Source organism: Paraburkholderia sp. GAS33, from assembly GCF_050436645.1.
Taxonomy (GTDB): Bacteria; Pseudomonadota; Gammaproteobacteria; order Burkholderiales; family Burkholderiaceae; genus Paraburkholderia; species Paraburkholderia phenazinium_B.
Genome location: NZ_JBNDMP010000006.1, coordinates 21,418 through 35,888, shown reverse-complemented (window position 1 = coordinate 35,888; position 14,471 = coordinate 21,418). Strand labels below are relative to the sequence as shown.

Below are 14,471 nucleotides of genomic sequence, written 5' to 3'. Positions count from 1 at the left end.
ATTTCATAGCAGTATGAAGTAACTATTTCCGGTAACGGTGAAGCGGCTTGGCCTTTGAACTTGCACGGTTCTGGAGTGGAGATATGCAATGGTCGGAACCACTGTTGATAACAAGACAGCCGATGTGCGTACCCGAATCGAACCGGAATTGAAGGAAGCAGCCGTGAAGGTACTCGCACAGAACGGGCTAACGCTGTCTGACGCGATGCGCCTGTTCCTTCGCCAGGTCGTGCTTTACAAGGGATTGCCGTTTGAGGTTCGGCAACCAAATGAGGCAACAGTAAGAGCGCTCAGGGAATCCCGGGCGATGCGGGAAAAGGCGCGCTTCGGCTCTGTAGCGGAGCTAATCGATGAGCTTGAAAAAGAAGGGCGCAAGTAGCAAACGTACGACGCTGCCCCTGCGCAGCGACATGAGTAAGGATTTCAGGAAGGACTGGAATCGGCTGTCGGAGTCGGGGCGTTATGACCTTATCCGGCTCAAGCGGGCCATGATGCTGCTGGGCATGAATGAGGGGCCGCTGCCGGCCGAGTACCAGGACCACGCGTTGACTGGCGACTGGAAGGATCACAGGGAGTGCCATGTTGGCGGCGACTTTCTTTTGATCTACCGGATCACAAAGGACGCGGTGATTTTTGTACGGGCGGGGACTCACCCGGAGCTATTCGGCTGAGTGAAGCGGGCAAGACAAAAGGCCGTCGCGGCATCGCGGCGGCTTTTTTTCGCGTACGCAAATAGCTGGCCAAGGCGGCAGAAAGCGTTCGCCAGCTAACGAAGTGTGCCCTGGCATCCTCTTTGCCAGGCATCGATCTGCGCCATCCAGTACGGTATTGCTGAAGACCCACACGGGCATCCGCAGTGGTGTGACCCGCGAAGACAGGCGGTTCCGACTCGTAGCCGCGGATATCCAGATAGTCAGGAACGGCCGGCACATTTAGGAACACGCCCAGATCATCACGAATACAAATCCGGCTCGACTCCGCACGCGTCGTGCAGTACCTGAGTCTATGACTACTCCGGCGCGTTCGCAGCCGCTGCACTTGCCCAAGGTCGCAGCGCTCCGGATCTGAGCGCGACGCCCGCGTACGGAGAACTGGCATCAAGGTCGAAGCGGAAGGAGTTCTTCTTGTCGGTCAACCCAGGAATGGCGCCATGCCAGAACAACGTTGTCTTCTGGCCTGCCAGTGTCGGAAGGTAGTCGGGCAGCACTTTCTTTTTGCTCGATACCAGTAGCAGGGGAAGTTTCTTGGCTTCATGGAGAAATCGTTTTCTGCTTTCTATAAGGAAGCTATAGTCCGCCTCTCTGACAGTTGACGCGCCGAAAATGATACGCTCGCGCGGATTCAGCGAACTGATTTCATCGGAAGCACTGCCAAGAAACGTAAAGGCAGTCTCGTACGTCAGGCGGCGGCTGCCGATTAGACAGCGTCAAGCAGCACGGCCGGTCAGCGACAACTATTTTGGCCGGTCAACGGGTGTAGTTGTCGCTGGCTAATTCATAGTTGTCGCGCCTCCATCGTAATTGTCGCCGGCGCGCTCTGTTTGTCGCTGGCCTTTCGACGGCGATAGCTTTCCACATACAGTTCAAAGATCGTCGAGTGATGGACAAGCCCGTCGATGGCTGCGACCGTCATGCCGGGGTCGGGGAACACGTCATTCCAGCCAGAGAACGGCTGATTGGCCGTTATTAAAAGACTTTTTCGCTCATACCTCTCGGCGATCAGCTCGAACAGTACGCTGGTTTCGGCCTGGTCCTTGCGCGCATACGACAGGTCATCCAAGATGATGAGATCGAAGCGATCGAGCTTCGCGAGCGCGGATGGCAGCTGCAGGCGCTGGCGTGCAGCCTGCAGCTTCTGGACGAGTTCGCTGGTGCGCGTGAACAGCACCCGGTAGCCAGCGTCGATCAGCGCGTGCCCGATGGCCGATCCCAGATGACTCTTACCGGCACGAAGCGGCCCGAACAGGAGAATCGTGGCGCCTTTCTCCAGCCAGGATTCCCCGGTTGCCAGCGCAGTGACATGCGCCTTCGAGACCATCGGCACCATGCCGAAATCGAAGGTAGCAAGTGTCTTGGTCGGGTCCAGATGCGACTCGGTTCGGTGGCGCTCGATGCGTCGTTTGGCGCGTTCGGCCAGTTCGTGCTCGAGCAATGCGCCGAGCAGCCGTGAAGCCTGCCAGCCTTCCTTGTCAGAGCGTTCCGCGAACTCGGGCCACAACCTGCCGATGGTGGGCAGGCGCAGCTCGTTGAGCATCAGGGCCAGACGACCGTTCTCATAGGCGGGTGCGTTCATGCGGCCGCCTTGTCGAGGAGTTCGTCATAGACTGCGATGAGAGGCATCTCGACCACCACCTCGGGACACAGCGCCTCGCGCGGAGCGAATTCGTCGCGCAACTGTTTCAGGTCGGGCAGTTCGCCGACTACGAGTAACGCGCAGTTCGCCGACTACGAGTAACGCATCAAGCCGCTGCGCCAGCAACGCTTCAACGCCGTGGTGTCCTGCAAGTTCGAGCAACCCCACCATGGTCTTGCATGCCTGACGTTGCATCGGTTGCGCCTCCAGCCGCTCCCAGGTCCGGCGGTGGGCATCGCGCGGAAACAGCGCGTCGCGAAACGCAAGTCCCCTGAACGCCTGAGGCTTGCGCTTGAGAGAATCGATGAAGTGACGGTAATCCAGCGCGTGGCGGTTGTCGGCGGCACGGGAGCCTCGCGGCGTACTGTGCGCCAGCGCGCCCGACAGATACCGGATTCGACCAGAAGCAGCTAATGGCCCATCGTTTTCACGGTGAAAAGGTTCAGCATACTAGCTGCTTCGCCCACTCGAAATCTTCATCTTCCCCGATAGACTTGAGCGTCCAGACAACATCGCGCTGCGGGCAGTGATCAACCAGTTTTTGCAGCACGTCGAGGCGGATGTTTCGCAGCATGCCCACGAGATTGACGTTATCCTCGTGCAGCCTTTCGTCATGCACAGAACCGGCCAGATATTCCAGGATGGCACGTTCTGTGGCCGCCACCGGCATCCTTGCACTACGCGCGGGCAACGCCGAAATCGCGAACGTCGTCGGCAAGGCATCGTCAAACAGGCGGTCGTGCTCGTACGTGAGCAACAGCAACTCTTTCGCCCACGAAGGAAATTCGAAGGGCACGGCGCCCCACAGATTGATCCGGGGGCGTGCGTACAGGTAATAGCGTATGCCTCGCATGTCCAATGCGGCCTTGCCGCTCACATGAAGCCCGGGAACGCGTCGGGCAAAAAAGGCAACGGTGCCGTCGAGAGCCGGCAAATCACCTCGGAGTAGGTAAGCGTCGTCAGAAAGTCGCCGCAGCCAACCGCCTGTTACGAGATCTGACGCTTCGACCGACGTCACGCCGTATTCGGCGAGGAAGCCTAGATCGAGCGGCTCTCCGCGTGGCGCGAAATCCATCAGAAGCTGGACCAACCGGGTGATGTCCTCCATGTCCGATTCGACTACGTCGCGTCTACAACCGGGTCATTGCAATCCTGTGCATCCAGGTTGAGTGCAAGCTGCAATGGGGCGTCGTTGGGAAGGCGATGCCGCAGCCGGGAGCAGGGATGCAGATCACCCTCTTCCGTTCTGTACCAGTAGTCGTACGCCGGCGCAATGATTTGCTGCTGGGTCAACAAGCCTGTCACGCGTTGCATTCGCGCAGATGGCCGATCCTCGGCGGGTGCATCCATGACGTACACAGAGAAGCTCCCTGACGTCAGTTCACTCGCGATATCGAGAAGCGCCGCCGGGTCGACGACCAGCAACCCGTCGGGCAGTGCTCCGGTCCGGTCAGACTGGGGCGCGGGGAAAACCCAGAAACAGATCGTGTCGTCCGTCCATCCCACACACCTCCACGGTTGGAACGGCTTTGCGATGGCGCGCCGGAACGCACTCGACTCGGCCCAGTTTGCATCTGTGAACAACATATCTCTCCCTTACGGTGACACGGAAACGCAAAACACACGACAAGACAACAATTAATGTTGCCAACCAATATAAAGCGATGTTATCAGATCAGTACATTGAAGAGACCATCTCATGTTGAATGACAACATGAAATGGTGACTTTTGACTGCCGTGAACGAGCAGAAGACCGCAAAGCATTTGGGGCGCGCGCTAGCAGCGGCCCGAGCCGATGCACAGCTAACGCAGGAGCAGGTGGCCGAACATCTTGGCGTTTTTGTCGAGACCGTAAGCCGCTTTGAGCGCGGCGCGCATTGGCCGACCATCCCGCGTCTGCTGGAGCTAGCGGATCTCTATAAAATTCCGGTCGTGACATTGCTCAGGCGCGCGTCCGACCGGCCAACAGATGTCAGCCTGGAGATCGCCGAGCAACTCGAGCGGCTCAGTAGTGACGATCGCGCATGGGTGGGCACGCTAGTCAAGGATCTGTGCAACCGGTTGCCAGCCGCATATGAACACAAAGCGAGCGGCCAAGGCCGTGCGCGTCAGTAACGCGACTTTAGCGGTTCACTCCGCAGCGCGCGACCGAGGGAGTTTTTCAGCGTCCCGACAGGATCCGCGCAACCTGCATACTCCGCGCCTTCCAGACACGAAGCTCGCTGAGGTATGTCGTTCGAAAGCAGGCCAATCTATACCGCCGGCGCTGCAGCGGTACTTTCCCGCACAATGAGTTCCGCTTCGAACTCGTCTTGCCTGACGGGCTGATTACCCACGTTGTTGACCTGCGCCAACAGGTTTTCAGCACTTAGGTGTCCGATCTTAACGGCATCGGAATGGATGGTGGTGAGCGATGGAGAACCGAGTCTGGCTAGATCCCAGTCGCCAAAACCCGTTACCGACACCTGACCCGGAACGGAAACGCCGAGCGCTCTGCACTCGGCAAGCGCCCAGGCCGCTACGAAATCGTTGTTGCAGATAAGCGCAGTCGGAGGATTTGCCCTGGAAAGAAATTGACGCGCTGCGGAGCGAACGGACTCGGGGTCATACGGCGTAGCGATCACAGCTTCAGGCCGCAAGGCTATTCCATGACGCCCCAACTCCTCGCGTATGCCCGAGAGTCTCGCGGCCGACAACTGATGGACATCGGACGGACCTGTGAGCACGCCAATACGGACATGCCCAAGGTTGACGAGATGCTCGGTGACGCGCCCCATGGCACGTTGGTTGTCATAGCCGACGGTCGGATGAACGCGCTCCGGGTCAGTCGCCCACATCAATACATAAGGAAGTTCCTGCCTGCGTATCAGGGTTAGCACGTCGGGATGATGGCTGGAACCGACTAGCGCGAGGCCATCGACTCCGCGTTCGATAAGCGTCCGAACGATACGCAACTCCAGATCTCGATCATCACGATGGCAGGTTAGCAGCCCCGTGTAATCCAACTGAAGAAATTCGCTTTCCAGGGTATCAACGGCTCGCGCGTACAACTCGTTCATCAATGTCGGCGCAACGATACCGATGGTTCGCGAGCGACCCGACCGGAGTACGCGGGCTGGCGCGTACGGGACGTAATCAAGCGACGCAATTGCCTCTCTGACCTTTTTCAGCGTCTTCGGGTGCAGGCGCTCCGGCGCTGCAAGCGCGCGCGAAACGGTGGACGACGACACCCCGGCAAGCGCGGCGACTTGTTTCAGATTCACCATGTACACCCCGATACCGGCATGTTCATACCCATAAGATCGTGCGGCGTTGAGTGTATCAAAACAGCAATCTCTTCATGCCCGTCTCCAATGGAGGCGCCTAAAGCATCGCAGCATCCCGGCCCGTTGAATTCCCGGCAACTCGCCCCACGAAACCACAAATGATAACGATTGCAAAACATCATAATATTGATTTAAATAGAAAAAATATGATATAAGTCTGAACGTTGCAATCGTTGTCATCAAATTCATCAAGGCTAGGGAAAGGATGGGAGCGCGCAGCTGCGGACAACTTCCCATGCAGACGGCCCCAGTAGGAGAGATAGTCCATGAAGGCATCAAAACAACTCCTGATCATGCTGTGCGTGTCCATACCGTCGTTCATGATCAACCTTGACGGAAACATCATCGCCGTATCGTTGAGTTCGATTGCCCGTTCGTTACATGCCGATTTCGCCGCAGTCGAATGGGTTATCAGCGCTTATACCTTGACCTTTGCGGCCATGCTCATGCCGGCCGGAACGCTTGCCGACCGCTTTGGTCGCAAACGCATGCTGATCGTCGGCCTGGTCCTGTTTACGGGCGCCTCGGCGATGTGCGGCGCGGCACACTCTGATACGGCGCTCAACTGGGCACGAGCACTACAGGGAGTCGGTGCGGCCTTGCAGCTGAGTGCGGCGATGGCAACCCTCTCCCACTCATTTCGTGGACTCGCACGGGCCCGTGCGTTTTCGTTCTGGGGCTCGGTCATCGGCGTTGCGATCATGCTCGGGCCAGTCGCCGGCGGCCTGATCACCCAATATCTCGGCTGGCGCTGGATTTTCTTCGTCAATTTACCGGTGGGCGTGTCAATGATCGCGTTGACGCTGTACGCGGTCGAGGATTCGAAAGATCCGCAAGCGAAGCGACTCGACATTGCTGGTGTGACGACCTTCGGCGGCTCTCTGATATTGCTGACGCTTGCCCTTATCTCGGGTAACCGTGCCGGATGGTCCAATCATCTGATTCTGGCGGAGTTCATCGGGGCAGCGGTCCTCTTTGCCGGGTTCCTGACTGCCGAGACACGACAAGTCCGGCCAATGGTCGATCTGCGCTTTTTTTACCAGCCAACGTATGTCGGCGCCAATATCGCCGGACTAGCCTACGGGATGGCTTTTCTGACCATGCTGACCTATTTGCCGATGTACTTCCAGAATGGCATGGGCCGCACGCCGCTCGACGCAGGGCTTCTCATGTTGCCAATGGCCTTGCCGCTATTCGTGATCCCACGCGTCGTCGCCTGGTGGCTGGCGCCGCGTTGTTCCGGTCGCCTGCTTCTCAGCACAGGCTTGGCACTGGTCGGGCTGGGATTGATATGGACGTCCACCGAAATGCGCAGTTTCGCCTATACACCCATCCTCGTCAGCATGCTCGTCGCCTCTTGCGGTGCCGGAATTCTCAATGGGGAAACCGCCCGGGTCGGCATGACTGTCATTCCCTCAGACCGTGCGGGGATGGCCTCCGGGGTTTCGGGTACCGTCAAGTTCAGCGGAATCGTGATCGGCTTTGCGACGCTGGGGGCGATCCTGGTTTCCCGCGTCCAGGCGTCGCTCGCAGACGCTTTGCCTGGGTACCCGGCGGCGGCGCGCAAAGAGCTCACGCGAATGATCACGGGTGGTAATTTGCATGCCGCGCAGGTGCTGACTGGCCAGCGCGGTGGTTCGTCATTTGCGCAGTGGAGCTTTGGAAGTGGGTATGAGGCCGTGTTCTTTACGGCCGGCGCCATTGCACTGATAGCCGCCGCCCTGAGCTGGATGCTGGTCGACGCAGGTGAGACGGCACCGCTGGGAGCGGAAAGCATCCGGGATCACATCGCCGTGATGGAAGACTGAACCCATGAGATCGGCCACTCTCAACGGACCGTTCAAGCCGCGTCACGAATGACCTCCCTGATCCATGTTGTGAAGGCATCCATCGTGGCCTCGGTCCGCGTTGGCAGATGGCGGTGTCTTGGATAGAGAATCGATACTTCGGGCGCTGGGGTCTCCCATGAGGTCAGGATCCGCTCCAGCCTGCCCTCGCGTAGTGCGGGCGCAGCGAGGAACGAGAGGCTCTGGACGATACCCATGCCCGCGATCGCCAGTTGCAGCCGGGCATCGGAATCCCCAATCGAGGCGATACTGCGAGGGAACAGTTCCTGCCGTTCCCCGTTCTTGTCGAACTCCCACTCGAGCCGCGCTCCTTGCTGCGGCAGCAGAAAGTCGATCAGATGGTGTTCGGCGAGGTCTTCCGGACACTGCGGCCGCCCCCTTTTCCGTAGATACGCGGGCGAGGCGACCGTGACGCGTCGTGGACGCCCCAGGGGCCGCAGCACCAGATCCTGATCCTCAAGTCCTCCAATCCGTACCGCGAAATCGATCCCGTCGCGTACAAAATCGCTGCGATGGTCATTCATCACCAGTTCGACGTGGATCTGCGGATGCTGCTCAAACCAATCAGGCAAGCGCGGTATGAGAATCGAACGGGCAATCGAGATGTTCGCACTGATTCGGACCCGCCCCGCGAGCGCCTCTTGAGAACCGGTCAGTGAAGCTTCGATTTCGTCCAGTTCGCCGAGCACCCGGCGACAGACCTCGTAATAGCGCGTACCAGCCTCGGTGGCGGCAACCGCACGCGTCGTGCGGGCCAAAAGCCGCACGCCCAGGATTTTCTCAAGGCGGGCCACCCGTTCCGTTGCATTTGAAGAAGACATGTCCATTGAACGGGCTGCCTTACCGAAAGAGCCCGTTTCCACAATGCGCACGAAAAGACGCATGGCAGCCAACTGATCAACGCGCATCCAATTACTCGCTTAAGCCGAAAAGAGTCTTCGCATCTTACGCTCTAGGCGACTGACCGTCGATTCCCTATTGTGTGAAGTGTTCTCAACATAAAGCGGGCTCACTGTCATGAACTACTGCACCTTCGGCCGCTCCGGCCTGCGCATTTCCCGTCTCACACTCGGCGCCATGACGTTCGGCGCAGGTGAAGGCATCTGGGCAACGATCGCCGGCCTCAATCGTGAGCAGGCAGCACGTCTTGTGGGTCTTGCCCTGGATAATGGGGTGAATCTGATCGATACTGCCGATGCCTATTCGCAGGGTCAGTCCGAGGTGGTGGTCGGCCAGGTGTTGGCCGATCTGGGCCTCGACGAAACGCGCATGCTCGTCGCCACCAAGGTCCGCCTGCGTACAGGCCCCGGCCCCAACCAGGTGGGCCTTGGGCGCTCGCATATCATCCGCACGGTCGAAACGAGCCTGAAGCGGATCGGCCGCGATCACATCGATCTGTTGCAACTGCACGATCGCGACGCACTTACACCGCTCGACGAAACCTTGCGCGCGCTCGACGATCTGGTTACACAGGGCAAGGTCCGGCACATCGGAGTATGCAATTTCAGTGCTTCCGAACTCGAGCGGGCACACGCGATCACGTCGCAGGCGCATTGGGCGCAGGTTGCCAGTAATCAGGTGCACTACTCGCTGGCCGCACGCGACATCGAGCACGAAGTCGCGCCCGTCGCACGGCAACACGACATGGCGCTGATGGTCTGGAGTCCTCTGTCAGGCGGTTATCTGAGCGGCAAATACACCGCGCAGAACGGCGAATCTGCAAAGGGTCGGCGCACCAATCTCAACTTTCCGCCAATCGTTCCGCAAAAGGTCGATCCCATCGTCGAGGAATTACGCGTGGTCGCAAATGCACTGAACACAACGCCAGCGCAGGTCGCGCTCGCCTGGTTGCTCGGGCGCGACGAAGTGGCAACCGTGATCGTCGGGGCAAGTTCCGACGAGCAACTTGGCGCCAATCTGCAAGCAGCAGAACTCGTGCTCCCGCCAGAACTCCGTGACCGGCTCGATCGCATCTCGCAACCGGACGTACCGTATCCGCACTGGATGCAGCGCTTTCATGACAAGGACCGTGTCTAATCCCACAGCAAATAGGTGAGAAAGACGAAAGGACGACCCCATGACTGAAGGCAATATGACTATTCCCCGCGCCCTCGCATTGCTGGCGATTGCAGGGAGCGCGCTTGCAGCGTTCCCCGCATTTAGCCAGGGCAGTATGCAGCCGACCGCTCAGCCGGCCACAAACGACGTCAAAACGATGCAATTCGATCTCCAACACCGTTCGCGGGAGATTCACTGGCCCGAAGGTTTCAACCCGGAAACAGCCGACCTCTTTTCCCACAATGAGACCGTCATCCATGCGTCGTGCGAACGCGTATGGGACAACATAATCGATGCCACCAAATGGCCTCAGTGGTATCCAAATTCGAAAGATGTCCACATCATCGGTGACAGCCCCGTCCTCACTCGCGACTCCGTGTTTCATTGGACAACATTCGGCCTGCAACTGGAAAGCAGGATTCACGAATTCGTTCCGTACACGCGTATCGGCTGGTACGGCTATGCACCAGGTACTCAGCCCAGCTTCTACCACACGTGGTATCTCACGCCTGAGGGGAGCTCCTGTCGTGTAGCGATGGACGAAGTAGGTAACGGTGCCGCCCCAGCCCATCTACGCGAGACCGATGAGAGCCTCATGCACCGCGGCCATGATCTCTGGCTTGCTACGCTGAAGTGGGTTTCTGAAGAACACTAGCCATCGTGACGGCATCATTGCCAGCACTGACTACGAGCACAAGCAAATCGTAGAGAAAAACAACCGCCCCAGCAATCTGTAACGTTCGCCAATACAAGGGCGAATGTGATCGTGGGTTTCAGACGATCCCACCTTCGCTTGGGAGTTCTGATGGTGAAAGCTGGAAAGCTTGGTTTGATTATGCTCGGAGTGGCGGGAGTCGCCCTTGCATGCGCAATCCGTTACGCATGGCAACCCTCGATTGAGCCGCTGTTGGCCCCTGCACCGACTGGCGCCGACACGGCGCTGGTCGCCCACGGGGAGCAAGTCGCAGAAGTGGGTGACTGCATGTACTGCCATACCGCCAACCGCGAAAAACCTTTCGCAGGCGGCATGCCACTCGATACACCGTTCGGTGTGATCTACAGCACGAATATCACGCCCGATCCGGATACCGGCATTGGCCGCTGGCCGCTCGATGCGTTCACGCGCGCGCTGCGCGAAGGCGTTTCACGCGACGGCCATCTGCTGTACCCAGCCTTTCCGTATCCGCATTTCACGAAGATGAGCGACAGCGACATCGCTGCACTCTATGCCTATCTGATGTCAGTCGCACCGGTCAGCGCACCGGCGCACCCGAACGATCTGCGCTTTCCGCTCAACTTCCGGCCACTCGTGGCTGGGTGGAATCTGCTGTACCTCAAAACGGGCGAACTTCAGCCGCCGGACAGGTCGGAATCGCCGGCATGGCTGCGGGGCCGCTATCTCGTAGAAGGGGCTGCCCACTGCGCATCGTGCCACACGCCGATGAACGCGTTGGGTGCGGAAAAAAACGGCGAAGCATTCGCGGGCAACCTGATTGACAGCTGGAACGCGCCGCCGCTCAACGCACTGACACGTGCGCCAAAACCGTGGACCCACACACAGCTCGTCGACTACCTGCGTACCGGGCTCGCCTCCGAGCACGGCGCCGCAGCTGGTCCAATGCTGCCCGTCACGCAACACCTGGGCAACGCGCCGGAGTCCGATGTAGAGGCCATCGCCACTTACCTGATGTCGTTGCAACCGCCGCCCGCACCGGCGCAACCTGCATCCTCCCGCGAGAAAGCCTCCGGGACCGACGATGCAAGTGCACAGTCCATCCGTGGCGGGACCTTGTTCGCATCGTCGTGTGCCGGCTGTCATGCGAGCGAAGCGCCGATGCGCGAAATCGGTGGCAGCCCTGCGCTCGGGCTCAGCTCCGTCCTCACCTCCGACAGCCCACGCGATGCGATCCATCTCGTCTTGCAGGGCAATCCGTGGAACGGCTCTGCGACGGCGCATTACATGCCCCCGTTTGCCGACGTTCTCGACGACGACCAGGTCGACGACCTTCTCGCCTACCTGCGTACCCAGTATGCGCAGCGCCCCGTCTGGAAAGACGTATCCCGGACGACCGCCGCAATCCGCAAGGAGATTCCACAACCATGACCAAGCTCTCAGTCAACGGTGTCGAATACAACCTCGACGTCGACCCGTCCATGCCGCTTCTCTACGCGCTGCGAAATCATCTGAAGCTCAATGGAGCGAAATACGGCTGCGGGCTCGGACAGTGCGGCGCCTGCACAGTCGTCGTCAGTAAACGCGCAGTGTTTTCGTGCCTGATGCCTATCTCAGCCGTCAAGGACCGACCGGTGCTGACGATCGAAGGACTCGGTACCGTCGAGCGGCCGTCGCCGCTTCAGCAAGCCTTCATCGACAAGCAAGCGGCGCAGTGCGGCTACTGCATCGCCGGCATGGTCATGCGCGCACAGGCGCTACTCGAACAGAAGCCCGGCGCCACGGAAGTCGAGATTCGCGAACACATGCAGCCCAACCTGTGCCGTTGCGGTACCCACATGCGTATCATCGGCGCTATCGTGGAAGCCTCGCAGACAATGCGTGAACAACACCGCGCGCAGGGAGCCGATGCATGAACGTGCGTCCCCCCTCCAATCCGGACGCCCCCACGAACCCAGGCCGCCGACGCCTTCTCGTCGCCGGCTCCCTGACGGTGAGCTTCGCGCTGTTTCCTGCTGTGGACGTCATGGCCCAGCGGGCCACGGAAGACGCCGCACCCAATGCTACCAGCGCAGCATTGACCAGCTTGCCTGGCAACCTGGCCGGGACGCCCTCGCTCGATGCATGGATACGCATCGACGAACATGGTCATATCACCGTATACACTGGCAAGGCTGAACTAGGCACGGGAATCAGCACCGGTTTCATCCAGATCGCCGCCGAGGAGCTTCAGGTTCGTCCCGGTGACATTCACCTGATCACCGCCGACACGGGCTCGACGCCGAACGAGGGCTACACCGCAGGCAGCCACTCCACCGCGGACAGCGGTACAGCCATCATGCATGCGAGCTCGCAAGTGCGTGTCCTGTTGCTGGAATCCGCCGCCGGCAAGTTGGGCGTGTCCGCCGATACGCTGCAGATCCGCGATGGGACGATCGTCGCGCCGGATAACCGCAGACTCACGTTCGGCGAGGCAGTCAGCGGTCTCAACCTGCACCGTAACGCCGTCGCGCAGTCGCAGTTGATCGCGCCGGCTCGACATCACGTCATCGGGCAGCCGATACAGCGCATCGACATTCCCGGCAAAGTCACCGGTGGAGCGAGCTACGTGCAGGACATGCGCCTGCCCGGCATGCTCCACGCAAGGGGGGTGCGCCCTCCCTCGTATGGCGCCAGGTTGATTTCCATCGACAACGCGGTGGAAACGATGCCGGGTGTCGTCAAGGTTGTCCGCGACGGCAGCTATCTTGCCGTGGTCGCCGAGGACGAATGGCAGGCGATCCAGGCAATGCGTGCGCTCGAGCGGACCGCCCGCTGGGACACCTCCGCGAAGCTGCCGACGCCAGCGACAATCTACGAGACGCTGCTCACGCTCCCGCGGCGGGAAATTCAGGTGGCCGAGCAACATGGTCCGGCGCAACCTGCCGTGCGAACGCTGCACGGCAGGTTCACGAAGCCGTATCTGTCCCACGGATCGATTGGGCCGTCGTGTGCTGTCGCGCATCTTGATCAGGGCAAGATGACCGTGTGGACGCACGCACAAGGCGTATTCCCGCTGCGCGGCGGGCTCGCGGAGATGCTCGGCATGAAACCGGAAAACATCCGCTGCATCCACGTTCCCGGCGCCGGTTGCTACGGCCACAATCCCGCCGACGATGCCGCCGCCGATGCCGCACTCATCGCACGGGCCGTTCCCGGCCGACCGATACGTGTCCAATGGATGCGCGAGCAGGAACATACATGGGATCTGTTCGGGCCAGCAATGGTGACGGACGTGCGCGCATCGCTCGACGCGACCGGCCACGTGATCGACTGGCAATATGAAATCTGGAGCAACACGCACAACTTCCGTATCGACAACGCGGGGCGATTGCTCGGCGCGCAATATCTCGCGCAGCCCTTTACGCCTGCCCCGCCCCAACCCATCCCGATGCCGGAAGGCGGCGGCGACCGCAACAGCATACCGCTCTACAACTTCCCGAATTTCAACATCCAGCACCACTTTCTGCCGGACATGCCACTGCGAGTCTCAGCCCAGCGCGGACTCGGCGCCTTCCAGAACATATTTACGATCGAGAGCTTCATGGATGAGCTGGCCAGCGCGGCGCGGGTCGATCCTGTTGAATTCCGGCTGCGACATCTCGACAACGCTCGTGGTCGTGACGTGATCGAGCTGGCAGCGCGGCAGTTTGGCTGGAACCCGAAGCACGCGCGACGCCCGGGCCACGGCGTGGGGTTCGCGTTCGCACAGTACAAGAACCTGATGAGCTATCTGGCGATCGCCGTCGAACTTCGCGTCGTGCCGGAAACCGGAGCCGTGCAGATCGAACGAGCCGTCGCGGCGCTCGACTGTGGCCAGATCGTCAATCCGGACGGCGTGCGTAACCAGGTCGAAGGTGGCATTCTGCAGTCGGCCAGCTGGGCACTGTATGAGCAGGTGCAATACGACAGCGAACGTATCCGAAGCTTCGACTGGAGCGGCTATCCGATCATGCGGTTTTCCGAAGTGCCGCTGCACGTCGAGGTGCATCTCATCGACCGGCCCGGTGCACCGTTCCTGGGTACCGGGGAGGCGTCGCAAGGACCGACGTCTGCGGCTGTCGCCAATGCAATTGCTGATGCAACTGGCAAGCGGATCCATGATATGCCCCTGGCAGCCGGCGGCCGACTACGAGAATTCACCATCTGACCGCCTGATCCTGATCAACCGTCGC

14 protein-coding genes are annotated in these 14,471 nt (G+C 60.0%); 9 read left to right on the top strand and 5 right to left on the bottom strand.

All coding sequences use genetic code 11. From position 1 onward, the window contains the following. The first annotated feature begins 88 nt into the window (after window positions 1–88). The gene (locus P3T24_RS19620; protein ID WP_074267612.1) at window positions 89–379 is read left to right on the top strand and encodes a type II toxin-antitoxin system RelB/DinJ family antitoxin; all 291 of its coding nucleotides are present in this window, start codon (window positions 89–91) and stop codon (window positions 377–379) included. Beyond that, entirely contained in the window at window positions 351–671 is a 321-nt protein-coding gene (locus P3T24_RS19615) for a type II toxin-antitoxin system YafQ family toxin (RefSeq protein ID WP_074267611.1), read from the top strand. Before P3T24_RS19620 ends, P3T24_RS19615 begins: the two co-directional genes overlap by 29 nt. 823 nt (window positions 672–1,494) lie before the next feature. Here P3T24_RS19615 and istB read toward each other — a convergent pair. From istB to P3T24_RS19600, 3 genes are all read right to left on the bottom strand, one after another. Beyond that, on the bottom strand, window positions 1,495–2,292 hold the full coding sequence (gene istB / locus P3T24_RS19610; RefSeq protein ID WP_074267609.1) for an IS21-like element helper ATPase IstB: 798 nt from the start codon (window positions 2,290–2,292) through the stop codon (window positions 1,495–1,497). A gap of 502 nt (window positions 2,293–2,794) precedes the next feature. Then, window positions 2,795–3,460, bottom strand: a complete 666-nt coding sequence (locus P3T24_RS19605) for an AbiEi antitoxin N-terminal domain-containing protein (protein WP_074296335.1) — start codon at window positions 3,458–3,460, stop codon at window positions 2,795–2,797. 11 nt (window positions 3,461–3,471) lie between these two features. Further along, window positions 3,472–3,939, bottom strand: coding sequence for a hypothetical protein (locus P3T24_RS19600; protein WP_074267608.1), 468 nt, complete (start codon window positions 3,937–3,939; stop codon window positions 3,472–3,474). Between the two features lie 151 nt (window positions 3,940–4,090). On the opposite strand from P3T24_RS19600, the gene P3T24_RS19595 reads away from it, so the two are divergent. Then, window positions 4,091–4,468, top strand: coding sequence for a helix-turn-helix domain-containing protein (locus tag P3T24_RS19595; RefSeq protein ID WP_167379440.1), 378 nt, complete (start codon window positions 4,091–4,093; stop codon window positions 4,466–4,468). A 137-nt stretch (window positions 4,469–4,605) separates the two neighbouring features. Here P3T24_RS19595 and P3T24_RS19590 read toward each other — a convergent pair whose 3' ends face one another. Then, window positions 4,606–5,619, bottom strand: a complete 1,014-nt coding sequence (locus P3T24_RS19590; RefSeq protein ID WP_074267606.1) for a LacI family DNA-binding transcriptional regulator — start codon at window positions 5,617–5,619, stop codon at window positions 4,606–4,608. A gap of 326 nt (window positions 5,620–5,945) precedes the next feature. Here P3T24_RS19590 and P3T24_RS19585 point away from each other — a divergent pair, with 326 nt between their 5' ends. Further along, window positions 5,946–7,487 carry an MFS transporter gene (locus tag P3T24_RS19585; protein ID WP_429436990.1) on the top strand — a complete coding sequence of 514 codons (1,542 nt, stop codon included), beginning with the start codon at window positions 5,946–5,948 and terminating at the stop codon, window positions 7,485–7,487. A gap of 32 nt (window positions 7,488–7,519) precedes the next feature. Here P3T24_RS19585 and P3T24_RS19580 read toward each other — a convergent pair whose 3' ends face one another. Further along, the gene (locus P3T24_RS19580) at window positions 7,520–8,434 is read right to left on the bottom strand and encodes a LysR family transcriptional regulator (RefSeq protein WP_074267604.1); all 915 of its coding nucleotides are present in this window, start codon (window positions 8,432–8,434) and stop codon (window positions 7,520–7,522) included. 109 nt (window positions 8,435–8,543) lie between these two features. Between P3T24_RS19580 and P3T24_RS19575 the strand changes: the two genes are divergently transcribed. From P3T24_RS19575 to P3T24_RS19555, 5 genes are all read left to right on the top strand, one after another. Then, complete coding sequence (locus tag P3T24_RS19575) at window positions 8,544–9,563, top strand: aldo/keto reductase (RefSeq protein ID WP_429288111.1); 1,020 nt, start codon at window positions 8,544–8,546, stop codon at window positions 9,561–9,563. Window positions 9,564–9,603: 40 nt separating this feature from the next. Next, window positions 9,604–10,239, top strand: a complete 636-nt coding sequence (locus tag P3T24_RS19570; RefSeq protein ID WP_074267602.1) for an SRPBCC family protein — start codon at window positions 9,604–9,606, stop codon at window positions 10,237–10,239. A gap of 153 nt (window positions 10,240–10,392) precedes the next feature. Beyond that, window positions 10,393–11,688, top strand: a complete 1,296-nt coding sequence (locus P3T24_RS19565) for a c-type cytochrome (protein WP_429437546.1) — start codon at window positions 10,393–10,395, stop codon at window positions 11,686–11,688. Continuing rightward, a complete protein-coding gene (locus tag P3T24_RS19560) occupies window positions 11,685–12,173 on the top strand; it encodes a (2Fe-2S)-binding protein (protein ID WP_074267600.1) in 489 nt (162 codons plus the stop codon). Before P3T24_RS19565 ends, P3T24_RS19560 begins: the two co-directional genes overlap by 4 nt. After that, window positions 12,170–14,446, top strand: a complete 2,277-nt coding sequence (locus P3T24_RS19555; protein WP_429436988.1) for a molybdopterin cofactor-binding domain-containing protein — start codon at window positions 12,170–12,172, stop codon at window positions 14,444–14,446. The genes P3T24_RS19560 and P3T24_RS19555 overlap by 4 nt, the downstream gene beginning before the upstream one ends. Window positions 14,447–14,471: the final 25 nt, after the last annotated feature.